Annotated in this window: 27 protein-coding genes; 16 read left to right on the top strand and 11 right to left on the bottom strand. The window is 62.6% G+C overall.

What is annotated here, in order from left to right; all coding sequences use genetic code 11:
• Window positions 1–10 precede the first annotated feature (10 nt).
• Window positions 11–559 (bottom strand): hypothetical protein, encoded by a 549-nt coding sequence (locus AC0L7I_RS09320; protein ID WP_473396162.1) that lies wholly within the window; start codon window positions 557–559, stop codon window positions 11–13.
• Window positions 560–737: 178 nt separating this feature from the next.
• Here AC0L7I_RS09320 and AC0L7I_RS09315 point away from each other — a divergent pair, with 178 nt between their 5' ends.
• Window positions 738–1,088, top strand: coding sequence for a hypothetical protein (locus AC0L7I_RS09315; RefSeq protein ID WP_473396161.1), 351 nt, complete (start codon window positions 738–740; stop codon window positions 1,086–1,088).
• Between the two features lie 79 nt (window positions 1,089–1,167).
• Here AC0L7I_RS09315 and AC0L7I_RS09310 read toward each other — a convergent pair whose 3' ends face one another.
• Entirely contained in the window at window positions 1,168–1,938 is a 771-nt protein-coding gene (locus AC0L7I_RS09310) for an SDR family NAD(P)-dependent oxidoreductase (protein WP_473399133.1), read from the bottom strand.
• Window positions 1,939–2,059: 121 nt separating this feature from the next.
• On the opposite strand from AC0L7I_RS09310, the gene AC0L7I_RS09305 reads away from it, so the two are divergent.
• Both AC0L7I_RS09305 and AC0L7I_RS09300 read left to right on the top strand, forming a co-directional pair.
• Window positions 2,060–2,545 (top strand): flavodoxin family protein, encoded by a 486-nt coding sequence (locus tag AC0L7I_RS09305; protein ID WP_473396160.1) that lies wholly within the window; start codon window positions 2,060–2,062, stop codon window positions 2,543–2,545.
• A gap of 28 nt (window positions 2,546–2,573) precedes the next feature.
• Window positions 2,574–3,287, top strand: a complete 714-nt coding sequence (locus tag AC0L7I_RS09300) for a VOC family protein (protein WP_473396159.1) — start codon at window positions 2,574–2,576, stop codon at window positions 3,285–3,287.
• 7 nt (window positions 3,288–3,294) lie between these two features.
• Here AC0L7I_RS09300 and AC0L7I_RS09295 read toward each other — a convergent pair whose 3' ends face one another.
• Window positions 3,295–3,861: a GNAT family N-acetyltransferase gene (locus AC0L7I_RS09295; RefSeq protein WP_473396158.1), complete on the bottom strand. Its 567-nt coding sequence runs from the start codon at window positions 3,859–3,861 to the stop codon at window positions 3,295–3,297.
• A gap of 200 nt (window positions 3,862–4,061) precedes the next feature.
• Here AC0L7I_RS09295 and AC0L7I_RS09290 point away from each other — a divergent pair, with 200 nt between their 5' ends.
• The 3 genes from AC0L7I_RS09290 to AC0L7I_RS09280 are packed head-to-tail and all read left to right on the top strand — an operon-like array spanning window position 4,062 to window position 8,409.
• Entirely contained in the window at window positions 4,062–6,227 is a 2,166-nt protein-coding gene (locus tag AC0L7I_RS09290) for a hypothetical protein (protein WP_473396157.1), read from the top strand.
• The gene (locus AC0L7I_RS09285) at window positions 6,224–6,595 is read left to right on the top strand and encodes a hypothetical protein (protein ID WP_473396156.1); all 372 of its coding nucleotides are present in this window, start codon (window positions 6,224–6,226) and stop codon (window positions 6,593–6,595) included. The genes AC0L7I_RS09290 and AC0L7I_RS09285 overlap by 4 nt, the downstream gene beginning before the upstream one ends.
• Window positions 6,596–6,636: 41 nt before the next feature.
• Window positions 6,637–8,409, top strand: a complete 1,773-nt coding sequence (locus AC0L7I_RS09280) for a M48 family metalloprotease (protein ID WP_473396155.1) — start codon at window positions 6,637–6,639, stop codon at window positions 8,407–8,409.
• A 74-nt stretch (window positions 8,410–8,483) separates the two neighbouring features.
• Here the strand turns inward: AC0L7I_RS09280 and AC0L7I_RS09275 are convergent, their stop codons facing one another.
• The 4 genes from AC0L7I_RS09275 to AC0L7I_RS09260 form a co-directional block, all read right to left on the bottom strand.
• Window positions 8,484–8,918 (bottom strand): DUF1801 domain-containing protein, encoded by a 435-nt coding sequence (locus tag AC0L7I_RS09275; RefSeq protein WP_473396154.1) that lies wholly within the window; start codon window positions 8,916–8,918, stop codon window positions 8,484–8,486.
• A gap of 15 nt (window positions 8,919–8,933) precedes the next feature.
• Window positions 8,934–9,368 carry a DUF1801 domain-containing protein gene (locus AC0L7I_RS09270; protein WP_473396153.1) on the bottom strand — a complete coding sequence of 145 codons (435 nt, stop codon included), beginning with the start codon at window positions 9,366–9,368 and terminating at the stop codon, window positions 8,934–8,936.
• A gap of 81 nt (window positions 9,369–9,449) precedes the next feature.
• On the bottom strand, window positions 9,450–10,451 hold the full coding sequence (locus AC0L7I_RS09265) for a TIGR00341 family protein (RefSeq protein WP_473396152.1): 1,002 nt from the start codon (window positions 10,449–10,451) through the stop codon (window positions 9,450–9,452).
• 4 nt (window positions 10,452–10,455) lie between these two features.
• Window positions 10,456–11,319, bottom strand: coding sequence for an NAD(P)-dependent oxidoreductase (locus tag AC0L7I_RS09260; protein ID WP_473396151.1), 864 nt, complete (start codon window positions 11,317–11,319; stop codon window positions 10,456–10,458).
• Between the two features lie 171 nt (window positions 11,320–11,490).
• On the opposite strand from AC0L7I_RS09260, the gene AC0L7I_RS09255 reads away from it, so the two are divergent.
• Genes AC0L7I_RS09255 through AC0L7I_RS09225 form a run of 7 tightly spaced genes read left to right on the top strand, consistent with a single transcriptional unit; the run spans window position 11,491 to window position 19,341 of the window.
• On the top strand, window positions 11,491–12,135 hold the full coding sequence (locus tag AC0L7I_RS09255) for a flagellar motor protein MotB (protein ID WP_473396150.1): 645 nt from the start codon (window positions 11,491–11,493) through the stop codon (window positions 12,133–12,135).
• Window positions 12,136–12,179: 44 nt separating this feature from the next.
• Entirely contained in the window at window positions 12,180–14,024 is a 1,845-nt protein-coding gene (locus AC0L7I_RS09250) for an SLC13 family permease (protein ID WP_473396149.1), read from the top strand.
• A gap of 17 nt (window positions 14,025–14,041) precedes the next feature.
• Window positions 14,042–14,800: an arginyltransferase gene (locus tag AC0L7I_RS09245; RefSeq protein WP_473396148.1), complete on the top strand. Its 759-nt coding sequence runs from the start codon at window positions 14,042–14,044 to the stop codon at window positions 14,798–14,800.
• Between the two features lie 43 nt (window positions 14,801–14,843).
• Window positions 14,844–15,953 carry a TRAP transporter substrate-binding protein gene (locus AC0L7I_RS09240; protein ID WP_473396147.1) on the top strand — a complete coding sequence of 370 codons (1,110 nt, stop codon included), beginning with the start codon at window positions 14,844–14,846 and terminating at the stop codon, window positions 15,951–15,953.
• A 13-nt stretch (window positions 15,954–15,966) separates the two neighbouring features.
• Entirely contained in the window at window positions 15,967–16,641 is a 675-nt protein-coding gene (locus AC0L7I_RS09235) for a TRAP transporter small permease subunit (RefSeq protein WP_473396146.1), read from the top strand.
• Window positions 16,631–18,214, top strand: a complete 1,584-nt coding sequence (locus AC0L7I_RS09230) for a TRAP transporter large permease (RefSeq protein ID WP_473399132.1) — start codon at window positions 16,631–16,633, stop codon at window positions 18,212–18,214. The genes AC0L7I_RS09235 and AC0L7I_RS09230 overlap by 11 nt, the downstream gene beginning before the upstream one ends.
• On the top strand, window positions 18,187–19,341 hold the full coding sequence (locus tag AC0L7I_RS09225) for a pyridoxal phosphate-dependent aminotransferase (RefSeq protein ID WP_473396145.1): 1,155 nt from the start codon (window positions 18,187–18,189) through the stop codon (window positions 19,339–19,341). Before AC0L7I_RS09230 ends, AC0L7I_RS09225 begins: the two co-directional genes overlap by 28 nt.
• Here the strand turns inward: AC0L7I_RS09225 and AC0L7I_RS09220 are convergent.
• Together AC0L7I_RS09220 and AC0L7I_RS09215 are read right to left on the bottom strand one after the other, a co-directional pair.
• Window positions 19,338–19,667: a hypothetical protein gene (locus AC0L7I_RS09220; RefSeq protein ID WP_473396144.1), complete on the bottom strand. Its 330-nt coding sequence runs from the start codon at window positions 19,665–19,667 to the stop codon at window positions 19,338–19,340. The genes AC0L7I_RS09225 and AC0L7I_RS09220 overlap by 4 nt on opposite strands.
• A 52-nt stretch (window positions 19,668–19,719) precedes the next feature.
• On the bottom strand, window positions 19,720–20,283 hold the full coding sequence (locus tag AC0L7I_RS09215; protein ID WP_473396143.1) for a LemA family protein: 564 nt from the start codon (window positions 20,281–20,283) through the stop codon (window positions 19,720–19,722).
• Window positions 20,284–20,436: 153 nt separating this feature from the next.
• Between AC0L7I_RS09215 and AC0L7I_RS09210 the strand changes: the two genes are divergently transcribed.
• The gene (locus tag AC0L7I_RS09210) at window positions 20,437–21,186 is read left to right on the top strand and encodes an SIR2 family NAD-dependent protein deacylase (RefSeq protein ID WP_473396142.1); all 750 of its coding nucleotides are present in this window, start codon (window positions 20,437–20,439) and stop codon (window positions 21,184–21,186) included.
• Here the strand turns inward: AC0L7I_RS09210 and AC0L7I_RS09205 are convergent.
• Window positions 21,183–21,779 carry a hypothetical protein gene (locus AC0L7I_RS09205; protein ID WP_473396141.1) on the bottom strand — a complete coding sequence of 199 codons (597 nt, stop codon included), beginning with the start codon at window positions 21,777–21,779 and terminating at the stop codon, window positions 21,183–21,185. The two genes, AC0L7I_RS09210 and AC0L7I_RS09205, sit on opposite strands and share 4 nt — an antisense overlap.
• A 17-nt stretch (window positions 21,780–21,796) precedes the next feature.
• Complete coding sequence (gene parC, locus AC0L7I_RS09200; RefSeq protein WP_473396140.1) at window positions 21,797–24,031, bottom strand: DNA topoisomerase IV subunit A; 2,235 nt, start codon at window positions 24,029–24,031, stop codon at window positions 21,797–21,799.
• A gap of 120 nt (window positions 24,032–24,151) precedes the next feature.
• Here parC and AC0L7I_RS09195 point away from each other — a divergent pair, with 120 nt between their 5' ends.
• Together AC0L7I_RS09195 and AC0L7I_RS09190 are read left to right on the top strand one after the other, a co-directional pair.
• Complete coding sequence (locus AC0L7I_RS09195) at window positions 24,152–24,835, top strand: extensin-like domain-containing protein (RefSeq protein WP_473396139.1); 684 nt, start codon at window positions 24,152–24,154, stop codon at window positions 24,833–24,835.
• Window positions 24,836–24,916: 81 nt separating this feature from the next.
• A complete protein-coding gene (locus AC0L7I_RS09190) occupies window positions 24,917–25,345 on the top strand; it encodes an MAPEG family protein (RefSeq protein WP_473396138.1) in 429 nt (142 codons plus the stop codon).
• Window positions 25,346–25,356: the final 11 nt, after the last annotated feature.

The raw sequence follows: 25,356 nt of genomic DNA, 5'->3' as shown, positions 1-25,356 counted from the left end.
GGCAGCCTCTTCAATATGATTGTGTCGGCGCCACGACTGAATCCGCGCGGTCGACGTAAAAGGCATCGATCAGCGCGGGCAGCGGGCTGTCCGTGTCGCCCCAGCCGATACCGTCGCTCCACAAGACGGCGCCGCACAGGTCTGAGACAAATGCCATCAACCGCGCATCGTTCGGCGCCGCGCCGTCATAAGCCTCGCGCCTGATCGTGAAGGCATGTTCGTTGGTCTGATGGAACGTATCCAGGATGCAAGCCTGTTCGGCGGGGCTCGCCATCATTGTCCAGTCAGGCAGCGGGCCGCCATACTCGGTCTCCCCCTCGCAGATGGCGAACACGATCCCGGTCGTAACACCTGCACATGAGTCCGGCGCAGGCAGGACGGTCGCCATCAGCGCTACGGCCTCTTCGCGCTGCCGCGCTTCAGTCTCCTGCATCTCCAGGATCGCCTCGTGCAGCAATTCCACATCCGACTTCGTATTCACGCTTTTCATCCCGAACCAGACGATCGCCGCAATCGCGACGCCCCCCAGAATGAGCACAACCGGCCAAATCTTGTTCATCTCTTCCCCCTGATTCCCGCGTTCACAACAGACGGTGCCACAGCTTCCCCATTCAGCAAAACGTCCGCCTGCATGCCGCACCCTCTCCCCCACACCATCCGCCGCATCCTGCAGCCGCTACTGCCCGCGCCGAAAACTTGTCCCACACCCTCCGTTCCCGGCGTATAATCGCGGCATCATGCTGACACGCCGCGCACATCTCTTTGCCTTCGTGCATCCGCTGTTCTGGCCCTGGTTGTGGTTCCAGCTCTGGCGGCTGGAGGCGTGGCAGCGCACGGCGAAACGAGACGTCCTGTTCAGGGTCGACCGGTTCGGAAATCTATACATAAATGCCATCGGCGACGGCCCGCGCGACCCGCGACGCTATCACTACGACGCGCCGCCGGTGCCCGCATGGGCCGCGCCCGGCCTTGCGTCCGACATGCCGGAGGACGTCGCGCAGGCGGCCTTGCCCGCAGCGCCCCCTTGCCACACCCTTGGTCTGAACCGCGCGCCCCTGGTCGCGCCAGACTGGCTCGACACGTCCTGAACCCGCCGCGCTATGCCGAATCCAGCCCCATGCAACCGGATGGCCCTGCCATGCCGGCCGCACGTGCTGGCGCGCGAGCCTAGAAGTTCACGCGATTGGAGACGGCGCCGTCCACGATCAGGTTGGCGCCTGTTGTATAGGACGATAGCGGGCTCGCCAGGAACACGGCCGCATGGGCAATTTCCTGCGGCGTGGCGCACCGGCCCATCGGGTTGCGCGCATTCGCTTGCTTGAAGAATTCCGGCATGTTTGTCTTCACCGTGTGCCAGATGCCGCCCTCGAAATAGACCATGCCCGGCGACACCGTGTTCACGCGGATACCTGCGGCGGCATGCTGCCGGGCGAGGCCCTTGGCCATGTGGATCAGCGCCGCCTTGATCGGGCCATAGGATTCGCCGCGATCGGACTGGGCCGCAGAGATCGAAGAGATGATCACGAAGGCCGCGTCGCCATTGGCTTCCGCCGCCTTGGCCAGCAGGGGCTGGGCCGCCTCGAACGCGTTGACCGCGCCCAAGACATCCAGCTCGAAATTCTGGGTCCACGCGGCTTCGTCATTGCCCTGCGCCATGGCACCGGCATTGGAGATCAGGATGTCCAGTCCACCCAGCGTCTTGCCCGCGTCCACAATGAAGCGCTTCAGCGCGGCGCCATCGGTAATGTCCACCGCCGCGCCCGTGGCTTTCACGCCCTTCGCTTCCAGGTCCTTCACCGCCTCGGCCACCTGGTCCGCATTGCGTGCACACACGGCGACATTCGCGCCTTCGTCGGCCAGCGTGTCCGCAATCGCCCGGCCAATCCCGCGCGTACCGCCCAGGATGATGGCATTCTTGCCCTTCAGGTGCATGTCCAAAACCGTATCCTCCAAAAGTGTTTTTATGACTGTCCGGGCAACCCTAGCCCGCCCGTGCCCGTGCGGCTAGGCGCCTGCTTGTGCTGGCCGCGCTGCGTATTTGTCCCTAAGACGGAAGGCCATGCCACAGCTCCTGATCATCTATCATTCCCGCACCGGCGGCACCCGCCAGATGGCCGAGGCCGCCGAACGGGCCGCCCGCGCGGAATGCGATACCATCCTGATGCGCGCCGGGGACGCCGGGCCCCAGCACATGCTTGCCGCCAACGGTTACCTGTTCGCCGCGCCGGAAAATCTCGCCGCCCTGTCCGGCGAGATGAAGGAATTCTTCGACCGCTGCTACTATCCCGTGCTCGGCCGTATCGAGGGCCGCCCCTATGCCCAGATGGTGTGCGCCGGATCGGATGGCGAGAACGCCGCCCGCCAGGCGGCCCGCATCGCCACCGGCTGGCGCCTGAAAGCGGTCCAGCCCCCGCTGATCGTCTGCACCCATGCGCAAACGCCCGACGCCATCCTCGCAGAAAAGACGATCGCGCCGGACGACCTCGCAAAATGTGCCGATCTCGGCCAGGCCCTTGCTGCCGGCCTCGCGCTCGGCGTGTTTTGAAACGGCCCTTTCAAGGAGAGACAACGCGATGACTGAATCCCCCCCCGCCTGGCTCGCCAAGGATTGCCTCGATGTCGGCGTGTTCACCAACCGGCTCGATGAGATGCTCGCTTTCTGGCAGCAGGATATCGGCCTGCCCTTCGACCATATGCTGCCGCTGGGCGGCGGCCTGCGCCAGCATCGCCACGACCATCAGGGCAGCGTCTTCAAGCTGAACCATGCCCGCGACCCGCTGCCGTCCCGGACCGAGGGTGGCTACCTCCGCCTCCTCATCGCCCGCGACGGTATCACTTCACCCACCGAGAGGACCGATCCGGATGGCAACCGCGTCGGGTTCGTGCCGCCCGGGCATGACGGCATCACGCAATGGGCCATCGAAGTCGCCACACCCAGCCGCGAGGCCTTCCTCGCGTTCTACCATGACGCGCTCGGCCTGCCTGTATCCGACGCTCACCCCTGCGCCGTCGCCTGCGGACGCAGCCTCATCCTCGGACACACGGACCCCGCCCTGGCCGACCGCACAGAGAGCACGGAGATGGCCCGGATCGGCTATCGCTACACGACGCTGCAAGTCGACAAGGTCGACCGTGTCCATGCGCAGGTCCTCGCTGCCGGCGGCACCGAAGGCCAGCCGCCGAAAACACTGGGCAAGACCGCCCGGATTTCCTTCGTGCGCGATGGCTGTGGCAACTGGATGGAACTCTCCCAGCGCGCTTCGATCACCGGCTCTCTGGAACCATGAGGCGTAACTAGAGCGCCTTGCGCATGTGGATGACGGTTTTCACCTTGCCATTGGCCGCCACCTGCTCCTCGCGGTGAAACGGCGCATAGCCCCGCGCCAGGTACAGTGCCTCGCCCGCAATCGTTGAGCCAAGTTCGATAGTCCGAAAGCCTGCCTCCCGCGCAGCACGCTCGCCGAGGTCCAGCAGGAGCGAGCCGATGCCCCGCCGCGTCCAGTCCGGGTGCGTGTACATTGCCCGAATGCGCGCGGCATGAATGGCCGGGTCGGCCAGGCTGTCATCGCGCCCCGCTGTCTGGTCGCCGCCATACAGCGTGCGCCGCTTGCCCCAGCCGCCGCACGCCACCATCACCACTTCGCCGCCCTGCCCGGTTTCGATCACGAAATAGGTCCGGTCGCGGATCAGCGACTGGTCCAGCCCCATCGTCTCCTGTGCCGCGACGATTTCCTCAGGCGACAGGAACGCCTTCATATTCTCCGCGATCGACGCATGCATCAGCGCCACGATCGCCGGAATGTCCGCCTCCATTGCCATGCGGTGCCGAAGTGCCGCTCGTCCCTGTGGGTTGCGCCTCATGTCGTGTCCCATCCTGCCCGGTCCAGAATGACATTCGCCGCCGTTCGGGACAACGTCCGTTGGCACGGAAAACCTTATAGAACCTACAGGGAAGAGCGAGCGCCACATCCCCGGCAAAGCGATTTTTTTTTCGTTCCGGCTCCAACTGGGGGTTACGCTCTATATTAATATCTGATTAGTCTTTCATTATGGGGACGAACATGTGGCATCCGGTGGCGCGCGGGATACTATTTTCGATAGTATTTTCTGCCTTTGCCCTGTTGATATCGGCGATCGAGCCATTCGGCATCGATTCCGCGATGGACCAGCACAGCCGGAACATTCTCTACAGGGCCTTTGCCTCGCAATACGGTGCGGCGCGTACGGCAGACGAGGATTTCTTAATCCAGGCGCCCGACAAGACCAATCCCGAGCGCGAACTCGATCTCTGGCACCTTCCGCCGCCAGCCCCCGAACAGCGCCCGGGCGAGCCGCCCCCGGCGAAGGTCAGCCAGGACGAAATCGTCACCATCTATCTCAGCGAAGTCGTGCTCAATGCCATGGGCCGAGTGTTCGAGGATTTCGTCGATCCGGAAACCGACCCCGCCGGGCTCAACGGCGCTTGGCAGACCTGGCGTCCTACCTACCGCGACCATGCCTTCCTGATCCACGAACTGGTAACCCTATATCAAGGGCGTACCAATCGTGATGGCAGCCCGATCCGACCGCCGCCCGCGATCTTCTTCGATTTCATCTTCCTTGAGAATGGCGGCACTACGCAGGAGCGGATCAACTATTCCGAGTTCATAAAGGAGATCTCCGAGGCGACACGATACGAGGCCTGGAAATCGCAACCTGCCACGCGCTGCGGCACCGCCCTCCTGAAAGTCGCCTGCATCAAGGCAGCCGGGGGCATCCCGCTGATCTTCGCCCGGTCGGTCGAAATCGAACCGCTGATCGATGGCGAGGAACCTTCTCCGGCCCAGCTGGACCTCGACGAGGTCGCAATCCTGTCGCCGGTCCGCTTCCTCGCCGAGCAGGGCATGTACCCAACCTATACGACCGCCCTCAGCCGTGCCGAGCGGCAGCAATATTTCAGAAAGCACGCCTCGCGCGCCGCCCCCCGGCCGACACCGGCTGTCGTCATGTACCTGGCTTGGTGCATCGACAATCCGGGCCAGTGCCGCGAACTTGACCGCGACCCTGACGAGACAGACCGCCCCTTCAAAATGGCCGTGCGCCTGCAGAGCATCCTCAATCGCGGACGCGACGACAAAAATGACGGCGTCGACATGGCGCTCGTGTGGGGATCGAACGTGCCGCGCTATTTCGCCGATATCGAAACCTTCGTAACCGGCAAGACACCGGTATTGACCGACCTGCCACTGCTTGGAAATTCACTGGACGAATTAGGCCCCGTCGATCCTGCTGGAAAGACCGCAAGCGAAAGCCAGGGCAACTCGAACCTGACCTGCTACCGTGATCCCAACCCGTTTGTCCTGCTCTTCCGCCTGATGTTCAACCGCTCTACCAACACCGAGCTTCAGACTTATCAATCGCTGATCCAGCCCTGCCCCTACCATCTCGAAGTGCCTTTCTTCACCATCGGCGAAGGCAGTGTGTCCGACGCGATGGCCCGGGCTGTCTTCGATGGGCGGGTGATGATCGTCGGCGCCCGATTCCGCAATTCGGCCGACTGGACGCCTTCGCCCGCGCACGGACTACTACCCGGCATGCACCAGCATGCGATGGCGCTCGACAATCTGATCACTGATCACCAAGGTTACCTGAAAGGCCCCAATGGCAGGACGCTTGCCGGCCTCGGCCTCGGTCGCATAGACCTCGCCGATATCTACGAAACGCTGGTGACCTTCCTCGTCGTCCTTGCCGGGGTACTTGGCCAGTTCACCATGAACCGCAGCCTGATCGACAAGGCCCGCGCACAGGAAACCAACACGCGCGCCCGGCGCCGGCCGAGCCACTGGCTTTTCTACCTGATGACCTTCGGCACCATCCTTCTCATCGTCGGCGGCGCGCTCTATTTTCAGGTCTTCTTCCTGCGCATGGCGCCGTTGAACTGGATCGGGCTCGTGGTCCTGTCCTGGTCCTTCTTCATTTTCCTCATGCGCGATGAGATCGGCGATGACATCGCTCGCCTTCTGCGCCGGACTCCGGTGCTCCGCGGTCCGGGCAGCGCGTTCCTCAACTCCACAGCCCGGATGTCGCGCTATCTCGACATGGAGACTATCGGCTTCGAGAGCACCGAGACGCCGCTCACCGCCCAGGCGGAAAAGGAGCGGATTGTCGGTCTTCTCTATCCGCGCCATCCGGTGCCGGATTCCACCCCGCCGCCCACACAGCCTGAAACCGAAGGAGAACAGACATGACTCGCAAGATTATCGCTCTGACCATTTCATGCCTCTTGCTGGCATCTGCAGGTGCCGCCCACGCCGAGGAATCACAGCTCCTGGTCCTGAAGAAGGACACGGTGATGGGAATGAAGGACGGTTCGATGGCCCGGATATCGGCGGTCGACCTCCAAAGCGTCACCGGCCCCTATACCTCGACCGGCATTTTTATCGAATTCACCCATGAAGGGGTGAAGTACCGTCTCAAGGCGTCGGACACCAACATCAAGAACGACGCGCCGCGCACCTGCTTGCCCGGGGAGGTTAAATACGCCCAGGCCAACCAGCAAATCGGCGCAACGCAGATGGGATCGGGTGAATCCAGCTGCGCCCAAGCCAGCAAGTGAATTTCCAGGGACGCAACCACAGACACGACAAGGGGGACACAATGAAACGTTCAACAAACATCATGGCCGCTGCCGCCGGTACCTTGCTGCTGGCCGCGTGCGCGACCGCGACCGACACGCTCGGCAACCTCAATCCGAATGGCTGGACAGAGTCCGGCAAGGACGGCCCGAAGCTCGCCAACAGTCCGGTCACCGTCTACGCTTCTGATGCCGACGGCGCCAAGCTGGCGGGCAACCTCGAAAACCAGGGTGAGCTGTCACAGCTCGTTCTCGAAATGCCCTACACCGAGGCGCCTCTGAACAAGATGCTCGCCGACATCGCATCCCATTGGCCTCATCCGTTGCCGGAGCAGCCGAAGGCCAAGATCTCGATGCTCAGCGAGTATTCAGGCGTGACCTATGCTGACGGCACGATCGTCCTAGGGCTCGGCACGTTCGCGCCAGTCCTCGAAAATGCCGGCGCTGCTTCGAGCGCCCAAGGACCCACGCTGGAATCCGACCAGGAGCTGATGTACCTCATGGCGCATGAATTCGGCCATTTTGCGCTGGGACACCACAACAAGGGCGACAGCCTCGCCGGCATGCAATCCTTCGCCAGCAAGCTGACCGGCCTCTACAATACCGCGGCTGTGCTTCAGGAAATGCGCTACCAGGAAACAGCCGACGGCGGCACGATCGTTGTCCAGAACCAGAGCGAAGTCTCCAAGAACGTGGAATCGGCGATCAATACCTTCGACCTGATCAGCGCCTTCAGCAAACGCGGACTCGCCCCAGCCTGGAACCGAGCGCAAGAGGACCAGGCCGATGTGCTGGCGCTCGACCTGATCAAGGCCGAGGGCGTCAATGCGCCCTTCTACGAGGCCATGTTCAATTCTCTGCACGAACAGGATTCGCTCACCGAGAAACTCACCGAGGTCCTGCAGGCATCGGTATCGGACATGCAGCAGCAAGCCCTGCAGCCTGAGGCGCTGCAGCAGGCCCTTGCGGGAAATGCCGCGAGCGTCAGCACCAACCTGTTCGAAAACATGAAGGACCAGGTCATGCGCGGAGCGCGCGACCAAATGTTTGATTATCTCAACCGCACTCACCGGCCACCGGAAGTGCGCTTGAGGGGCGTACAGACTTATGAACTCAGCGCCTATCCAGACGTCACAGAGGAAAGCCGCGACACCGCTGCCTTCATGGAAGAGCCGGTGACCACGGTGCTCGATGCCATCAAGTCGACGGACGAATTCAAGGACGCCCAGGTCGCTACAATCGCCTACTACGAGTCGATCGGAAAACGGCTGGACCGCGACTATTCCGGCGCCGAGGCAGCCATCCTGCGCGCCACCAAGACACGCTTTGGTCAGCAGGCTGCGATCCAGTTCGAAGCCGGTCGCGTCGCCGAGTATGCCGGCCAGCCGCAGCTCGCCCGGCTGCGCTACCGCGCCGCGATCCGCGATATACCGCTGCCGGATGCCTATCGCCGCCTGGCCCGCCTCGAAGTACGCAGTGGCGACTACGCGCAGGCCGAAGCCGTGATACAGGAAGGCGAGGCCAAGCTGGCCGACGTAGAATACTTCCTGCCTTCACGGATCAACCTGTCGGTGGCGCGCGACGAAGTCGACCAGGCCATGGTTTTGGTGACCACCTGCCGGGAGACCAAACGGGCCGAATTGATCGCCGCCTGCGAGGCCAGCCATGCCGGTCTCGATCCGTCCGAACTGACACCGGAGCAAAAAGCCTTCTTCGAACGGCAGGGCGAACTCGGCAATAATCCGGCAGAAGGCCTCGTTGAAGGCATTGGCAGCATCTTCAAGCCGAAAAAGTAGGGACCATGCTGGCGGGACGCGGAACCCGCCCCTCGTCCTGCCCGTCGGATTGGTCACGCTGATACGCTTTTTGCTCAGGCATCCCAGGTCTCGTAGTTCTTGCGCATGTAGCTCACGCCGTCGGTCACGATCCCGGCCAGCACGTCCATGTCCACCAATTCCAGCCTGTTGATATAGAGGCAGCTCTTGCCGATCCTGTGCGGACCGAGCCGGGCGAGCTTGTCGCTCATGTCGCGATATCCCGGCATGATATAAAGCGTCATTGCCGCCTTGCGCGGGGCGAAGCCGGTCATCATGGCGTCGCCCTCGCGCCCGCTGTCATATTTATAGTGATACCGGCCAAAGCCAATCATGGACGGACCCCACATCCGCCCGGTCAGGCCTGTGACGGTCTCGAACCATGGCAGCAGGATTTCGGCCTCCCGCTTGCGGCGACCGTCATCGAGTGAAGAGACAAAGGCCTTGGGCGTGACGGTGGTAGGATGTGTCTTGTTGTCCGCCGCAGCCATGAATCGCCCGTCTCGTCAGCTTTCGCTGGTCTTGAAATTCTTCTCGGTGGACGCCAGTCCAAGGCGGACCAGTTCTTCGAGTGCCTCAAGGTTAACGTCTTTCAGCGCCTTGATGAAGATGCAGGACTTGCCCTTTTCATGCTTGCCGAGGTTTTCCAGCGTCGCAGTGAAGTCCTCGAAATCCGGCGACAGGTAGACCACGATATGCTTTTTCGCCGGCTCGAACCCAGCCATCATGAACTCGCTCTTGCGTCCGCTCGGCATCGCATAGGCGTAACGGCCATAGCCGACCTTGCTGGTGCCCCAGATCGTCGCTGGCAGGTCGGTTGCGCGACCAAACATGGCCAGCAGCTCTTCAGCTTCGGCCTTGCGCTGGGGGTCGCTCAGTCTGGCGATATAGCGTTCGACACGGGTTTTCGGGGCTTTAATGGCGGTATCTACTGCGGTCATATGGGTGCGACGAAGTCCTTTATGGTGAGCGAATTGTTCACCTTACACCCTCGGAACAAAAAGGTCCAAAGTATCCTGCACTTAGCCGATTTGGACGGCAGACCCGAGGTCCAGCAACAGGATCAGGGCCACCGCGAGGGCAAGGAAAAAGGCCGAAATCCCGGCATTTATCCAGACGGCCCGCGTCGCATTTTTTTGCTCGATCCATTTCCGGGGCCTGATTTTCCGCAATCTGAAGACGATCAGCGCTGAAAAAACCAGGCTCGCCACGTTCAGCGCCAGCAACAGGCCCGCGCGCAGGGCCAGATCGAATTCGCCGCCCCCAGCGAACAGGCCGACCGCAGCGCCGGGCGGCAATAGCGCTGCCGCCACCATGACGCCGACCAGGGCAGATCCTTGCCCGCGTGTCAGTGACAGGGCCGCCGCGCTGCCTGCTGCCATGGCCAGCGCCAGTCCGTCGATCCGCACTTCGGCCCGCGACATCAATTCCTCGCTCTGAAGGTTCAACGGCAGGAGGAACGAGATCACCAGCGCCGAAGCCAGCGCCGTCGCGATGCCCACCGCCAGCGTCACACCGCCGCGATTCAACAGTGCAAAGTCGCCGAGCGCCGCGCCCATCGAAAACGCCAGGATCGGGCCCAACAGCGGCGCAATCACCATCGCGCCGATCACTGCTGCAATCCCGTCGGAGTTCAGGCCAATCGCGGCAACGATGGTCGACAGCACGACCATGACCAGGAAGTCCCGATCCAGTCGCGCGCCAGAATCGATGTCGGAATACAGCTCCTCGCGCGTTGCCTGCTGGGTGCGCGCCTTATTGTCTTTCTCGGGCTCAGGCAGTTTCGGCGCTGTCGCTTCAATGGGCAGCACCGCAATGCGCCAGTCCTTGCGCCCCTCCAGTGCCGACTGGATATTGTCCATCAGCATCTGTCCCGTGCCTTCGCGCATGAAGACAGAGATCAGGCACCGGTCCTGCTGCTCGGTTTCTATCACAACATAGTCGATGGGATCTGCTGCCTTGATCGCGCGGATCACGGTCTCGCAGGCTTCGTCCCGGGTCAGATGGATGTCGAGGCGCCGCACCGCGTCAGGCGTCCCGCTTGAGGCGAGCAATCAGGCTACTCGTATCCCAGCGCCCACCGCCCATGGCCTGGACGTCGGCATAATACTGGTCGACGGTTGCCGTCGTCGGCAGGCTTGCGCCGTTTTCGCGCGCCGCCTCGAGCGTGATTCGCAAATCCTTGCGCATCCAGTCGACAGCAAAGCCATGCTCGAACTGTCCCGCGACCATGGTCTCCCAACGGTTCTCCATCTGCCAGCTCTGGGCCGCGCCGCCACTGATCGCCTCGATCACCTTGGCTGCATCGAGCCCGGCTTTCTCGGCAAAGTGCAGCCCTTCGGAAAGGCCCTGCACGATGCCTGCAATGCAGATCTGGTTGACCGACTTTGCCAGCTGGCCCGCGCCGCTGTCGCCGATCAGCGTCATCTTCTTGCCGAACGCGGCCATTACCGGTTCGGCCGCCTTGAAGGCAGCATCTTCACCGCCGCACATGATGGTCAGCTTGCCGTTGATTGCGCCAGCCTCGCCGCCCGAAATCGGCGCATCGATGAAATGCGCGCCCTTGGCCTTGCAACGCTCGTACAGCTCCCTCGCCAGGCCCGCCGACGCCGTCGTATGATCGACCACGATCATGCCTGCGCCGAGGCTTGGCTCCAGCGCATCGAACACGGTCCGCACGTCCGGATCGTCGCCGAGGCAGAGAAACACGAATTCCGCACCGAAGGCGGCCGTCGCCGGGTCCTTCGCCATTTCGCCCTTGTGCACCTTTTTCCAGGCCTTGGACTTGGACTCGGTCCGGTTCCATACACTGACCTGATGACCGGCCCGGGCCAGGTGGCCCGCCATGTGAAATCCCATCACGCCAAGTCCAAGGAATGCCGTCCGCGCCATCTGTATGTCTCCTGTTCTGACTTGGCGAAGTAGATCAAATTTCATCGAAATCCTACCCTTCGCCTCGACGTGGCCTTCACCATAGCCTGCTATGACTGGCGCATCAGATCAGAAGGATCGGACTTCGAGCGCATGGCAACTGCCACTCACTCTCGGCGATATGCGGGCAGAATGCCCGCCGCGCCCGCCCGCAAAGCGGGCACCTGGAAGATGGCCTATGCCGACTTCCTCACCGCGCTCATGGCATTTTTCCTGTTGATGTGGATTCTCAGCGGCGTCTCTCCCGAGGGCCGCGACGAGATCGCCAGCTATTTCAACAGCAATGCCAGCCCCACGGCACAGGCGTCTGCCGTCCAGCCCGACTCGGCTGCAGGTCGCCTCTTTACCGCTCTCAGCCAGCAATCAGGCCTGATCGAGGCCGGCGACAGTGTCGTCCTCGCCCGGGAAGCCGATGGTGTACGCATCGACCTCGTCGATTCGGCCCGTCGCCCGCTGTTTGATTCGGGCAGCGGTGCCTTTACCGAAGAAGGTATTGCCCTCGCTGATATGGCCGGACGGGTCCTGACACAGTTTTCCGAGCCTGTGTCGATCGAGGGACATACCGACGCATTCAGCGCCTCCGGCACCGCCTATTCCAACTGGGAACTCTCGTCAGACCGGGCCAACGAGGCCCGCCGGGCCCTGATCGCGGCCGGTATGGAGCCGGTTCGCATCCGCGCTGTCACGGGACTTGCGGACACGCAGCCTCTCGATGCGGGCCAACCGCACTTGTCAGCCAACCGACGGGTCAGCATATTGGTGCACACACACGACTGATAACCTGTAAAGGGATCAGGATGCGCTGATGAACCGGAGCCTAGATGACCGCTGAACTCCTGGCCCACTGGCCCATGTGGGCAAGCCTCGCGGTCGTTCTTGCTGCAATTGGTTGCTACATGTCGGATCGCTGGCCGATGGAGCTTGTCTCCATCGCCGTGATTGCGACTCTGCTCCTGCTGTTCACGATACCCGGCGCCTATGGCGCGGACGGCACGCCGATCGGCGCGGCCGAGCTGCTGTCCGGTTTCGGCAATCCGGCCCTGATCACCATTATGGCGCTTCTGGTTGTTGGGCAGGGCCTGTTCCAGACCGGCGCCCTCGAAGGGCCGACAAAGGTCCTCGTTGGCGGCTACGAGAAGCGCCCCGTCACCACGCTCGTGCTCGCCTTCGTCGCCGTCTTCGTCACCAGCGCCTTCGTCAACAATACGCCCATCGTCATCATGTTCCTGCCGGTCATGAGCGCCATCGCCAAGCGCATGAACGCTTCGCAGTCCAAGCTGATGATGCCGCTCAGCTACGCGTCCATCTTTGCCGGCATGACCACGCTGATCGGCACCTCGACCAACTTGCTCGCCGCCGAGGCGTTCGAGCGGATTGACGGACGCACGCTTGGCTTTTTCGACCAGACCCCGATGGGCCTGATTCTTGCCGGAGCGGGTTTCGTCTACCTCGCCCTTTTCTCGAAATTCCTGCTACCCAACCGTCGCGGCCTCAGCGACGAACTCTCCCAGCCCTCCGGCAAGCAATTTGTCGCTCAGATCGAAGTCACATTCGGCCACTTCCTGAAGGGCAAGAAGCCCGTCGCCGGAATGTTCGCCGACCTGCCAGACATGACCGTCCGCATGATCCAGCGTGGCGAACGCGCCTTCCTGCCGCCCTATGAAGATATCACCCTCCAGCCCGGCGATCTCGTCATCGTCGCGGCCACGCGCGCGGCCCTGCAAAACGTCCTCGCCCGCCAGCCGGATTTCCTCCAGCAGGTCTGGGAGTCGGCCGGCGGCGACCTTGAAGAAAACAGCCGTCCCGGCGCGCTCGCGCTCACCGAGGCGGTCATCGCGCCCGGCTCCCGCATGGTCGGACGCACGGTTGAGATGCTCGGTTTCCGCCGGCTTACCCGCGCGGTCACGCTCGGTATCCAGCGCCGCAGCCGGATGATTCGTACCAAGCTCGGCGAGATCCGCCTTGAATCTGGCGATACACTTCTCCTGTGCGGCCCGGTTGATGCCTTTGTCGACCTGCGCGCCAGCCGTGATATAATCCTGCTCGAATGGTCCCAGACAGAGATTCCGCTGACCACGCGGGCCGTCGCGTCGCGCGTGATTGCGCTCGCAATGGTCGGCCTTGCTGCGACCGGCCTCCTGTCCATCCTTCACGCTTCGGTTCTGGCCGCCGTGGCCATGCTGGTGTTCGGCTGCGTGAACACGCGCCAGGCCAGCCGGTCGCTCGACCTGCGCATATTCCTCGTCATCGGCGCGGCCCTTGCCATGGGCATGGCGCTCGAAAAAACCGGCGCCGCAGCCGCGATTGCGCATGCCGTCGTCAACTATGCCGCCCCCTTCGGCACGCTTGCGGTCCTGTCGGCGATCTTCCTCTGCGTCGCCATCCTGACCAACCTGCTCACCAATGCCGCCACTGCCATCCTGTTCTCCCCCATCGCCCTGTCGGCTGCGGCGGAACTCGGCGTGCATGACCCGCTGCCCTTCCTCCTCGCGGTGATTTACGGCGCCAATTGCAGTTTCGCGACTCCCTTTGCCTATCAGACCAACATGCTGGTGATGGGGCCCGGACACTATAAATTCGGCGATTTCATGAAATTCGGCGCGCCGCTCGTTTTAGTACTTTGGTGTGTCTTTACCGTCTTCGCCTCTTGGCGGTTTGATCTGTAAGTGTATCGTTGCGTTTAATGAAGTTCACGGATTCCCAGATTCTGCCTGCGGGGCTTGAGCGGTCGTTGCGTTTTTACGTCACGAACCCCAGTCCCTGCCCGTATCTGCCGGGAATGCGCGAACGCAAGGCGTTCACCAACCTGGCCGTCTCAGACGCAGATTCCATCCATAATTCGCTCAGCCAGGCCGGCTTTCGCCGCAGCCAGACCATTGCCTACAGACCTGCCTGCCCGCGCTGCAATGCCTGCCGCAGCGTGCGCGTGCCGACCCGTGAATTCGTCTCGTCGCGCAATGACCGCCGCACCCTCGCCCGCAATGCCACACTGGTGCGCACACCGGTCGCGGCAACGGCGACGCGCGAACAGTTCCGCCTGCTTAAAAACTACGTCCAGACACGCCACGACAAGGGCGGCATGTCCGAAATGAGCTATCGTGACTACATGACCATGGTCGGCGGCAGCCCTGTCCAGAGCCTGATCTTCGAATACCGTGACGGCGAGGCAGAAGACGCGCCGCTTTTGGCTGTCTCGATCACGGACGTCCTGCGCGACGGCTTCTCGATGGTCTACACATTCTTCGACCCGGAACAGGAATCGCGCGGCCTCGGCCACTACATGATCCTCGACCATATTCGGCACGCTCAGGATATGGGCCTGCCGCATGTCTATCTCGGCTACTGGGTCAAAGGCAGCCCGAAGATGGATTACAAGCGCCGCTACAAGCCTCTCGAAGTGCTGGACGGCGACCAGTGGCGGACGCTAAGAGACGACGAATAGACCCTGAAATCATTACAGGGCGAGTCGCTGGGGAGGACGTGTCATGATCAACCGACGCAATATAGTCGGCGCGGGCCTTCTGGGAGTAGCCGGGGCAGCCGCCGCGTTCGCAAATCCGGAAGACGCCAAGATTCTGGCTCCGGCCCGGATAAATCGCAGCCGCCGCAAGTTCAACATGGTCACCACATGGCCGAAGGGCCTGCCGGGCCTTGGCCGCGCAGCGGAGCGCGTCGCCGAACGGGTGCATGCGATGTCTGACGGCCTGATGGAGATCAAGGTCTTCGCGGCTGGCGAACTCGTTCCTGCTTTCGAAAGCTTCGATGCCGTCGCCAACGGATCGGCCGACATGTATCATGGCGCCGAGTATTACTGGACCGCCAAGTCCATGGCGTTTGCCTTCTTCACCGCTGTGCCGTTCGGCATGACCGCTCAGGAGATCATGGGCTGGATCGATTTCGGTGGCGGACAGGAACTCTGGGACGAACTGTCCGGCCAGTTCGGCGTCAAAGCCATCCAGGGCGCCAATACAGGCCACCAGATGGGCGGCTGGTTCCGGAAGGAAATCAACAGCCTCGACGACCTTGTCGGCCTCAAGATGCGTATCCCAGGCCAGGGCGGCGACGTGCTGCGCGCGCTCGGCGGTTCGGCCATCTCCCTCTCCGGCGGCGAGATTTACCAGGCGCTTCAGACGGGCTCCATCGACGCGACCGAGTGGGTCGGCCCGTGGAACGACTATTCCCTCGGCTTCCACCGCGAAGCGCCCTACTATTATGGCCCCGGCTTTCATGAGCCGGGCGCCAGCCTCGCCGTCGGCATGAACCGCAAGGTCTGGGACAGCCTCACCCTCGGCGAGCAGGCGATCATCAAGGCCGCCTGCGAATCCGTGAACCACACATCGCTCGGCGAGTTCACCTACCAGAACTCGGTCTATCTCGACCTGCTCGTGCGCGAGCACGGAACCAAGCTGCGCTCTTTCCCGCCGGAAGTGGTCAAGGCCATGGCCGAAGCCGCCGCAGACGTCCGCGCCGCCAGCGGCAAGGACGGCATTGAGAAACGCATCTATGAGAGTTTCGAGAACAGCCTGAAGCTGATGCGCGGCTGGGCATCGGTCTCTGACGGTGCTTATTATCCCGCCCGCGAACTCGGCAAATAGGCTGGCGGGGCAGATGATCGATCCTGGTGTTTTCCTGCTGATCGGCGCCTGGCTGAAGGTTGTTGGCGTCCTGTGCCTGCCTTTCTTCCTGGTGCCGCTTGTTGCCGTCGCATTTCCCGGCCTGCTCGACGGTCTCGCCCGCCGCATGATCGGCGTGCTCGATGCCGTATCCGGCGGCGCGCTCAACGCGGCGATCTTCAGCGCGCTCGTGCTGGTCGTCTCCCAGCTCGCGGTCGTCATCCTGCGCTATGCCTTCGGCCTGTCCTTCACCTGGCTCAGCGAAATCGTGATCTATGCCTTTGCCGCCATGTTCATGCTCGGCTCTGCCGCTGCGCTGCGCGATGACGCCCATGTCCGCGTCGACATCCTGCGCCCGCGCTTCGGCGAAACCGGGCGCAACTGGATCGAACTCGTCGGCACATACCTGTTTCTCTTTCCGATCTGTTTCCGCCTAATCACCACCGGCGAGCAGGGCCTCGCCCGCTCGTGGTCGCTGCTCGAAGGCTCGCGGGAATCCGATGGCCTTCCGGTCCTCTTCCTGTTCAAGACACTGGTGCCGGTCTTTGCCGTCCTGCTGATGGGCGCCGGCCTTTCGGTGGCACTCAAGGCTGCGTTGCGCCTGACCGGCGCGCTACCTCCGGCTGACACGCCCATCGAAGGCGAGACGGGAGACCATGATGGAATTTGAGATCATCCTCGCCATCGCCATGTTCGCCTGTGCGATCCTCGGCCTGCTGGCCGGATATTCCGTCGCCCTGACGCTCGGCGGCGTTGCGCTCCTGTTCGCCCTGCTCGGTATCGCTACCGGCACCTTCTCGGCCTCCTTCCTGATCGCTTTTCCCAGCCGCATCCAGGGAGGCGCGATCATGCAGAGCCAGACGCTGGTCGCCGTGCCCCTCTTCGTGCTGATGGGCGTCATACTTGAACGCTCGCGGGTTGCAGAAGACCTGCTCCACATTGCCAGCCGCCTGCTGGCCCGTGTGCGCGGCGGCCTCGGCTATGCCGTCGTCCTCGTCGGCGCGCTGCTCGCCGCCTCGACCGGCATTGTCGGCGCCACAGTCATCACCATGACGCTGATCGCCCTGCCAACCATGCTGCGCCAGGGTTATGACCCGAAACTTGCTACCGGCACGATCGCCGCGTCCGGCACGCTCGGCCAGATCATCCCGCCCTCCATCGTGCTGATCCTGCTGGCCGATGCCGTATCCAACGCCGCCAGCCAGGCCAGCCTGAAGATCGGCGCAGGCTCGGGCGTTGTCTCGGTGGGAGACCTGTTCGCAGGCGCACTGATCCCGGGCGTCCTTCTGGTCGTCTTCTACCTGCTCTACATCGCCGCGACCGCTTTCTTCCGGCCTGCCGCCTGTCCGCCTGTCAGCATCGCGGAGGATACTGAACCGCTCACGTTCAAGGAGGTTGCCTTCGGCCTCGGTGCACCACTGATCCTGATCGTCGCCGTGCTCGGCGCCATCCTCGGCGGCGTCGCCCCGCCGACCGAAGCCGCCGCCATTGGCGCTGCGGGCGCTGTCCTTCTCGCCGGCCTGCGCCTCGCCGAAGACGCAAGGAGCCGCCTCTCGCCGCTTATCCTCGCCGGCCTCATCAGCATCGTCGCCATTCTCCTGTTGCGCAACACGATGGACCTGCGCGCCGGGGTCGAGTCCATCAGCGCCGGCAATTCCGTCGGCATTGCCCTCACCCTGTTCGCCAGCCTCCTCTTCTTTGCCGGTCTCGCGGCCGGACTGCTCGTCCTGCGCAAGGTGCGCCAGCTCCTGCCGGCGCTCACCAGCGCAACCCACATCACCAGCATGGTGTTCCTCATCCTGATCGGCGCCTCGCTGTTCAGCCTCGTCTTCCGCGGCTATGGCGGAGATGAAATGGTCGCCGCCATTCTGCACCAGGCGCCCGGCGGCAAATGGGGCGCGCTCGCCATGACCATGCTTGTCATGTTCATCCTCGGCTTCTTCCTCGATTTCATCGAGATCGTATTCGTCGTCGTGCCGCTGGTCGCCCCGCCGCTGATCGTCCTCGGTTTCGACCCGGTCTGGCTCGCCATCCTCATGGCCCTGAACCTGCAGACGAGCTTCCTGACGCCGCCCTTCGGCTTCGCCCTCTTCTATTTGCGCGGGGCAGCCCCCGACGAAATCAACACTATGGATATCTGGCGCGGCGCGGTGCCCTTTATCGGCCTGCAGGTCGCCATGATCATCCTCGTCGCAGCGGTCCCCGCCCTCGCCACATGGCTGCCCAGCCTCGCCGCCAGTTGAGCCAGGACGTCTCCCCCTTCCAGGCCATCGCCGTCAGCCGCCTCGCGCACGAATTGCAGGCGGCGGGACGGTCGATCATCCATATGGAATTCGGCCAGCCCTCGACCGGCGCGCCAAAGCGAGCCGTGGAAACAGCGCACAAAGTCCTCGACACGGAATCCATGGGCTATTGGGAAAGCCCGGCGCTCAAGGACCGTATCTGCCAGCATTATGCCGACACCTATGGCGTCACCGTGAAACCGCGCCGCCTCGCCATCACCTGCGGTGCATCGCCGGCGCTGGTGCTCGCCCTGACCGCCGCTTTCGCGCCCGGCGACCAGGTCGCCCTCGCCCGCCCCGGCTATGTCGCCTATCGCAATACGATCCGGGCGCTGAACCTCGTCCCGCTCGAAATCGAATGTGGCGAGGAGTCCCGGTTCCAGCTCACAGCGGCGCAGGTCTCTGCGCTCGACCCGGCCCCCGCAGGCCTCATCATTGCCAGCCCCGCCAATCCGACCGGCACAATCCTGCCCGAGGCGGAACTGGCCACCATTGTCGCCGTCTGCGCCGAGCGCGGCATTCGCATCATCTCCGACGAGATCTACCACGGCCTGTCCTACGGCCCGCGCACGGCCTCTGTGCTCGAACACACGGCCGATGCTTTTGTCATCAATTCATTCTCGAAATACTTCTCCATGGCGGGCTGGCGTCTCGGCTGGATCGTCTCGCCGGACGACATGGCCAGCCGCACCGCCGCCTATATCGGCAACATGTTCCTGACCGCGCCGTCCCTGTCCCAGCATGCCGGTCTCGTGGCCATGGACAGCCGCGAGGAACTGGAGGGCCACGTCCGGACTTACACGCACAATCGCGACCTGATGCTCGCCGCGCTGCCCGCCCTTGGCCTCAAGCGGATCGCGCCACCCGACGGCGCCTTCTACATCTATGCCGACATCTCGCGGTTCACCGATGACAGCCTCGAATTCTGCATGCAGCTGCTGAAGGATACAGGCGTTGCCACGGCCCCCGGCGTCGATTTCGACCCCGTGAACGGCCACCGCTACATGCGCTTCTCGTTCGCCGTCTCCACGCCGGAAGTCGAGGATGCCCTCGCTCGCATCACGCCCTGGTTCACCGCGCGGGGCTAGCCGCAATCATACTCCGCTTCGGCGCCGCCATCTGCCGTGCGCACCAGCGACACGAACGTGCAGCCGTCGGGCGCGGCCGCAATGGCCGCCTCCTCCAGCTCCGCATCTGACGGCGGCCCGGCGCTGGCCACGCTGAAGTCGCCGCCCGAGCGGATCGTGAATTTCAGCTTGAAGCCCTGCCCGGCCATCGGCGCGGCAAGGAAGGCATAGTTCTGGGTGCCGATCGTCTGCGGCACCAACCCGTCCCAGGCCGACGCGCTCCAGCTGCCGCCCGAACTCGCGCACGCGCCCAGCACCAGCGCCAATGCTAAATGGGGAAATTTCATCTCATGTCCTCCTGCCGCCAGCCGAAGCCACAATACAGGAAAACCGGCGCGCCTAGAACTCCACCTTCGGAGGCGTCGACAGGGCCTCGCGGCCTTCCGTGCCCACGTCGAAGAAGTCACGCGGCTCGAAGCTGAACGTACCGGCGATGACAGAGGCCGGGAACTGTTCGCGCGACGTGTTGTAGTCCTGGACGGCGGAGTTGTAGAAACGCCGCGCTGCGGCCAACTTGTCTTCGATGGTCGACAACTCGTTCTGCAACTGGATGAAGTTCTGGTTGGCCTTCAGGTCCGGATAGGCCTCGGCGAGGGCGAACAGCTTGCCCAGCGCGCCTGTCAGCATGCCTTCGGCCTGTGACATTTCTGCGGGCGTCGAGGCCGACTGCGCCGCGTTGCGCGCCGCTATCACCTGCTGGAACGTCTCCTGCTCGTGCTTGGCATAGCCCTTCACTGTTTCAACGAGATTCGGGATCAGGTTCTGGCGTTGTTTCAGCTGCACATCGACGTCGGCGAAAGCCTGGTTGACCCGCTGGCGCTTCATCACCAGGCCGTTGTAGATCAGGATGACAAAGCCGACGATGGCGACGACCGCCGCCAGGATGACAAGAATGGGGCTCATGGGCCGTCCCTCCAGAAAAACCGATGCACTAGGCGTAGCTTCCATACCCGTCTTGCGCAAGTCAGGCGTCCATGCGCGCACCATCACCCGGGCAATGGCCAATCAGGGCGACATGGCTATGGAATGCCCCGGCAAAGTGTGTAGCATTAGGCCATGTCTGATGCAGATGCCCTCGCCCGCCTGATCGACTCCGCCTCGCGCGTCATCGTGTTCACCGGCGCGGGCATTTCGACCGAAAGCGGCATTCCGGATTTCCGCAGCCCCGGGGGCGTGTGGAGCAAGATGACGCCGATCTATTTCCAGGATTTCGTGGCCTCACGCGACAAGCGCCGCGAATCCTGGACGCGCGTGTTCAACCGTTCGGCCGGCTGGGTCGGCGCCAGCCCCAATGCCGGTCACTACGCCGTGGCGAAACTGGTTGCCGCCGGAAAGGTCACCAGCGTCATCACCCAGAATGTCGACAATTTGCACCAAGATTCCGGCGTGCCGGATAATCAGGTGATCGAGGTGCACGGCAACGCGACCTATGCCCGCTGCCTCACTTGCAGCAAGCGCTACGAGATCGACAGCCTGAAGCCGCGCTGGGAAGCGGATGAAGACCTGACCTGCGTCTTCTGCACCGGCCTCCTCAAGACCGCGACCATCTCGTTCGGTCAGGCCATGCCGGAAGACGAAATGGCCCGCGCCGCCGAAGAGGCCCTGCTCTGCGACCTCTGCCTTGTCCTCGGCTCATCGCTCGTGGTCTATCCGGCCGCCAGCATTCCCATCGAAGCCAAGCGCAACGGCGCCCGCCTCGCCATCGTCAACCGCGAACCGACCGATCAGGATCCGTATGCAGACCTGGTGCTGAACACCGAGATCGGGCCGCTGATGAGTGATGTGCTGGAGAAAATGGAGAACTAAGAACCGTCGCCACTCTGTTCTTTACCCCAAGCTTTGATTAACTCCTCCAAGCCTTGGCTTGCACCCTTCTGCACATCAAGAAGTGCGCTCCGAAGATCATCTAATTTGTAAACTTCGCCTCGAATATGAACCGTTCTCGAAACTGCATCGTAAACTAGCAATGTGACATCTCTTATTGGAGTCGGCCGAGGTTCATCGGGGAAGTAGTCCACCATCTCATATGTGAGATACGGAATACGACCATCCGTCGTCCAATCCTCGATTCGCTCATCCATATGTTCAATGTGATCGCGAAGACGTCGATTACTCATCGTATGACAATCATCTAGTTCGCACAAAGCACGCAGCTTCTCGCCGGATTCCTTTCGGCTCCTTCTTGGAGGCCAAAACACCCTCGAGACGTTTGCATAGAAATGTAGAGCAGCATGCAAAGCGTCCAGTAACGAAAGAAACGGACGACTTTCGCCGACTTCGCTAATTTCGACCTGGGTTGCTAAATCGAAAACACGGTCAAAATGACGAATCGCCCGTCCTGACTCTACCAACACATACGAGAGAAAAATCTCTTCTCGACTCGACGTCGTATGAGCCATTGCCGACCTGCTAACATCTATCCATTAAACGTGCCCGTCCGCGGGAAGCCCTTCGGCACGGTCTTGCCGGCCTGCGCGCGCTTGCCGATCCACTCTTCCCATTCCGGGAAGGCACGGTGGCGGCCGCCGGCCATCACGATCAGGCCGTCGCGCTTGTCGAACGTCATCAGGTCGGCCAGCGTGTCCTTGCCGCGATAGGCCTGCAGCTTGTTGCCCTTGCCGCGCGACATTTCAGGCAGCTCATCCAGCGGGAAGATCAGCATCTTGCGGTTCGATCCCACGACCGCCAGCATGTCGCCCTCGACCGGCATGCACACGTTCAGCGTGCCATTGCCGGTATTCACGGCCTGCTTGCCGGCCTTGCGGTTGGACTCGAGCTCCTTCTCGGTGACGACAAAGCCGTAGCCGACGGTGGAGGCCATCACGCGCTTGCGATCTTCTTCGAGCCTGAACATGGCGACAATATCGACATTGTCTTCCAGTTCGATCGACAGGCGGATCGGCTCGCCGTGGCCGCGTCCGCCCGGCAGCTTGTCCGCCATCAGCGTGAAGGCCCGGCCATCGGACGCCATCAGGATGATCTTGTCCGTGCTCATCACTTCTTCGCTCAGGAACAGGCCGTCGCCCTCCTTGAACTTGGTCGAATCCGGGTCGAGCCCATGGCCCTTCATGCCCCGTATCCAGCCCTGCATCGACAGCACCACCGTCAGCGGCTCCTTCGGACGCGAGGCCTCGAGCGCGGCCGCAAGGTCAACGTCAGGCGCGTCTTCGAAGGCAGCGCGGCGGCGGCCAAGCTCGGTGTCCGGGCCTAGCATGTCGCGGGCCGCTTTCAGTTCCTTCGACACTTTCGTCCACTGGCGCGCGGTCGACCCGATCAGCTTGACCAGTTGCTCGCGCTCTTCGACCAGCTTGGTGTGCTCGCCGCGGATTTCCATCTCTTCCAGCTTGCGCAACGCGCGCAGGCGGAGATTGAGGATCGCTTCGGCCTGGATGTCCGAAATGCCAAAGCGCCGGATCAGTTCCTGCTTCGGCTCATCCTCCTCACGGATGATCCGGATCACTTCGTCGATATTGAGATAGGCGATCAGGTAGCCGTCGAGCAGGTGAAGGCGCTTCTCGATCTTGTCGAGGCGGAATTCGGCCCGGCGCACCACCACTTCGCGGCGATGCTCAAGATAGGCTTTCAGAACGTCCTTCAGGCCCATCACCTGCGGCGCGCCCTTGTGCAGCACGTTCATGTTCATGCTGAAGCGCGTTTCGAGGTCGCAGGACTTGAACAGGCTTTCCATCAGCACGTCCGGCTCGACCGTCTTGGCGCGCGGCACCAGGACAAGGCGCACATCCTCGGCACTCTCGTCGCGCACGTCGTCCAGCAGCGGCAGTTTCTTGGCTTCCAGCAATTCGCCCAGCTTTTCCAGCAGGCGCGATTTCTGCACCTGGTAGGGAATCTCGGTGACGATGATCTGGTAGGTGCCCCGGCCTGTGTCTTCGACTTCCCACTTGGCCCGCATGCGGAAACTGCCCCGGCCCGTCTCGTAGGCGTCGAGCATGGATTCGTGCGATTCGACGATCACGCCGCCGGTTGGGAAATCAGGCCCTTTCACAAAGCCCATCAGCTGCTCGGTGGTCGCCTTGGGCGTCTCGATCAGGAAGCGCGCGGCATCGATCACTTCGGCCGCATTGTGCGGCGGGATCGAGGTTGCCATGCCCACCGCGATACCCGTCGCACCATTGCACAACAGGTTCGGGAAACCCGCCGGCAGCACGACCGGCTCTTCGTCATTCTCGGCATAGTTGGCGCGGAAATCGACGGCATTCTCGCTGAGGCCGTCCAGCAGCAGCTCGGCCGCATGGGTCATCCGCGCTTCGGTGTAACGATAGGCGGCGGCACTATCACCGTCGATATTGCCGAAATTGCCCTGGCCGTCGACCAGCGGGTAACGGACGTTGAAATCCTGCGCCAGGCGCACCAGCGTGTCATAGATCGAGCTGTCGCCGTGCGGGTGGTAGTTACCCATCACGTCGCCGACGATCTTGGCGCACTTGCGGAAACCGCCTTCAGGATCGAGCTTCAGTTCCCGCATGCCATACAGGATGCGCCGCTGGACGGGCTTCAGGCCGTCACGCACATCCGGCAGGGCGCGGGAAGTGATGGTCGAGAGCGCATAAGCGAGATAGCGCTTCGACAGCGCTTCGCTCATGGGTTCATTGATGATCCGGTCTTCCGGGCCGCCATCTAGCAGGTCGGTCATTCTGGCCTCTTTGCGTCTCGTGCCACATTCTGGTGCAGAGAATCTGTCAATTTCGACTCATTCACCGCTCAGGTTAACAGAAATCGCGGTTTGGTTAAGGAATAGGTAAAACGCAAGTAGATGACTGAGTTTCGGGCCTGGATCCTCTTGCTGGCTGTGCCGCTTCTTGTGGTCGCCCTGTTCCTGTGGCTGGCGCCGCCGCGCCACAACCCGTTCGCGCCGATCGACCTGACCGACAGGCCGGGCCTCGGCACCTGGCACCACCTGACCCGCGCCAAGAAGCAGCCTGATCTCTGTTTCGCCGCCCTCGATGCGGCGGGAATCGCCTACACGCCGCTAGAGGATGCCCCGAAGACCGAGACTTGCGGCCTCCGGGACGCGCTCACCCTCGACCGCACCCTTACCCCCTACTCCGCACCCCTGCAGATGACCTGTGCCGAAACGGCCGCGCTCTACACATGGGAACGCCATTTCGCCCGCCCGGCCGCCGTGGAAATCCTCGGCTCACCCCTCGCCCGGATCGAAACCTATGGCAGCTTTTCCTGCCGCAACATTGCCGGCAGCGGGCGTCTTTCCGAACATGCCCACGCCAATGCCATCGACATTTCGGGATTCCGCCTCGCAGACGGCCGCCTGATCGACGTAAAATCCCATTGGAAACAGGGCGGACCGGAAGCCAAATTCCTGAAACGGGTGCACAAGGGCGGTTGTGACCTGTTCTCCGTCACGCTCGGCCCCGACTACAATGCCGCCCACAAGGATCACTTCCATTTCGACATGGGCAGCGGCCGCGCCTGCCGATAGGCACCTGCCGCAAGGACTCCCCTTCTGCGCGCGCCATTCTGGGCTAAGGTGCTGGAAAATGAGCGAATATGGGAGCCCCACATGACCCACGCCATGCTTCTGCCCGTCGCTGTCCTCGCGACCTGGTCACTCGTCATGTGGATATGGATGCTCGCCACGCGAGTCCCGGCAATGGGAAAGGCCCGGATGCACCCGGAAAAGGCCCGCCACCCGCGCAGCGACGCCTACAATGCGTTGCCCTCGGGAGTCCGTCAGGTAGCCGACAACTACAACCATCTCATGGAACAGCCGACCGTTTTCTACGCCCTTGCACTGGCCCTCGCGGTCAGCGGATCAGCCGGTTCGGTTGATGTCGGCTTTGCATGGGCGTACGTCGCAATCCGCATCGCACACTCGGTCTGGCAGTCGACGGCCAACAAGGTGATGATCCGGTTCTATTTGTTCATCGCCTCGACACTGATGCTCTTCCCGCTCGCGGGACGGGCGCTCTACATCCTTTCGGCAAGCTGAAAACAACAATA

This window comes from Hyphomonas sp. J20-32, from assembly GCF_055808555.1.
The sequence above is the reverse complement of the archived record's forward strand: the minus strand, read 5'-3'. Positions and strand labels throughout refer to the sequence as shown.

Bases quoted from the DNA above. Each gene is read 5' to 3' on its own strand.
- AC0L7I_RS09320 (WP_473396162.1), bottom strand. From the start codon at position 559: ATGAACAAGATTTGGCCGGTTGTGCTCATTCTGGGGGGCGTCGCGATT.
- AC0L7I_RS09315 (WP_473396161.1), top strand. From the start codon at position 738: ATGCTGACACGCCGCGCACATCTCTTTGCCTTCGTGCATCCGCTGTTC.
- AC0L7I_RS09305 (WP_473396160.1), top strand. From the start codon at position 2,060: ATGCCACAGCTCCTGATCATCTATCATTCCCGCACCGGCGGCACCCGC.
- AC0L7I_RS09300 (WP_473396159.1), top strand. From the start codon at position 2,574: ATGACTGAATCCCCCCCCGCCTGGCTCGCCAAGGATTGCCTCGATGTC.
- AC0L7I_RS09295 (WP_473396158.1), bottom strand. From the start codon at position 3,861: ATGAGGCGCAACCCACAGGGACGAGCGGCACTTCGGCACCGCATGGCA.
- AC0L7I_RS09290 (WP_473396157.1), top strand. From the start codon at position 4,062: ATGTGGCATCCGGTGGCGCGCGGGATACTATTTTCGATAGTATTTTCT.
- AC0L7I_RS09285 (WP_473396156.1), top strand. From the start codon at position 6,224: ATGACTCGCAAGATTATCGCTCTGACCATTTCATGCCTCTTGCTGGCA.
- AC0L7I_RS09280 (WP_473396155.1), top strand. From the start codon at position 6,637: ATGAAACGTTCAACAAACATCATGGCCGCTGCCGCCGGTACCTTGCTG.
- AC0L7I_RS09275 (WP_473396154.1), bottom strand. From the start codon at position 8,918: ATGGCTGCGGCGGACAACAAGACACATCCTACCACCGTCACGCCCAAG.
- AC0L7I_RS09270 (WP_473396153.1), bottom strand. From the start codon at position 9,368: ATGACCGCAGTAGATACCGCCATTAAAGCCCCGAAAACCCGTGTCGAA.
- AC0L7I_RS09260 (WP_473396151.1), bottom strand. From the start codon at position 11,319: ATGGCGCGGACGGCATTCCTTGGACTTGGCGTGATGGGATTTCACATG.
- AC0L7I_RS09255 (WP_473396150.1), top strand. From the start codon at position 11,491: ATGCCCGCCGCGCCCGCCCGCAAAGCGGGCACCTGGAAGATGGCCTAT.
- AC0L7I_RS09250 (WP_473396149.1), top strand. From the start codon at position 12,180: ATGACCGCTGAACTCCTGGCCCACTGGCCCATGTGGGCAAGCCTCGCG.
- AC0L7I_RS09245 (WP_473396148.1), top strand. From the start codon at position 14,042: ATGAAGTTCACGGATTCCCAGATTCTGCCTGCGGGGCTTGAGCGGTCG.
- AC0L7I_RS09240 (WP_473396147.1), top strand. From the start codon at position 14,844: ATGATCAACCGACGCAATATAGTCGGCGCGGGCCTTCTGGGAGTAGCC.
- AC0L7I_RS09235 (WP_473396146.1), top strand. From the start codon at position 15,967: ATGATCGATCCTGGTGTTTTCCTGCTGATCGGCGCCTGGCTGAAGGTT.
- AC0L7I_RS09230 (WP_473399132.1), top strand. From the start codon at position 16,631: ATGGAATTTGAGATCATCCTCGCCATCGCCATGTTCGCCTGTGCGATC.
- AC0L7I_RS09225 (WP_473396145.1), top strand. From the start codon at position 18,187: ATGGCTGCCCAGCCTCGCCGCCAGTTGAGCCAGGACGTCTCCCCCTTC.
- AC0L7I_RS09220 (WP_473396144.1), bottom strand. From the start codon at position 19,667: ATGAAATTTCCCCATTTAGCATTGGCGCTGGTGCTGGGCGCGTGCGCG.
- AC0L7I_RS09215 (WP_473396143.1), bottom strand. From the start codon at position 20,283: ATGAGCCCCATTCTTGTCATCCTGGCGGCGGTCGTCGCCATCGTCGGC.
- AC0L7I_RS09210 (WP_473396142.1), top strand. From the start codon at position 20,437: ATGTCTGATGCAGATGCCCTCGCCCGCCTGATCGACTCCGCCTCGCGC.
- AC0L7I_RS09205 (WP_473396141.1), bottom strand. From the start codon at position 21,779: ATGGCTCATACGACGTCGAGTCGAGAAGAGATTTTTCTCTCGTATGTG.
- parC (WP_473396140.1), bottom strand. From the start codon at position 24,031: ATGACCGACCTGCTAGATGGCGGCCCGGAAGACCGGATCATCAATGAA.
- AC0L7I_RS09195 (WP_473396139.1), top strand. From the start codon at position 24,152: ATGACTGAGTTTCGGGCCTGGATCCTCTTGCTGGCTGTGCCGCTTCTT.
- AC0L7I_RS09190 (WP_473396138.1), top strand. From the start codon at position 24,917: ATGACCCACGCCATGCTTCTGCCCGTCGCTGTCCTCGCGACCTGGTCA.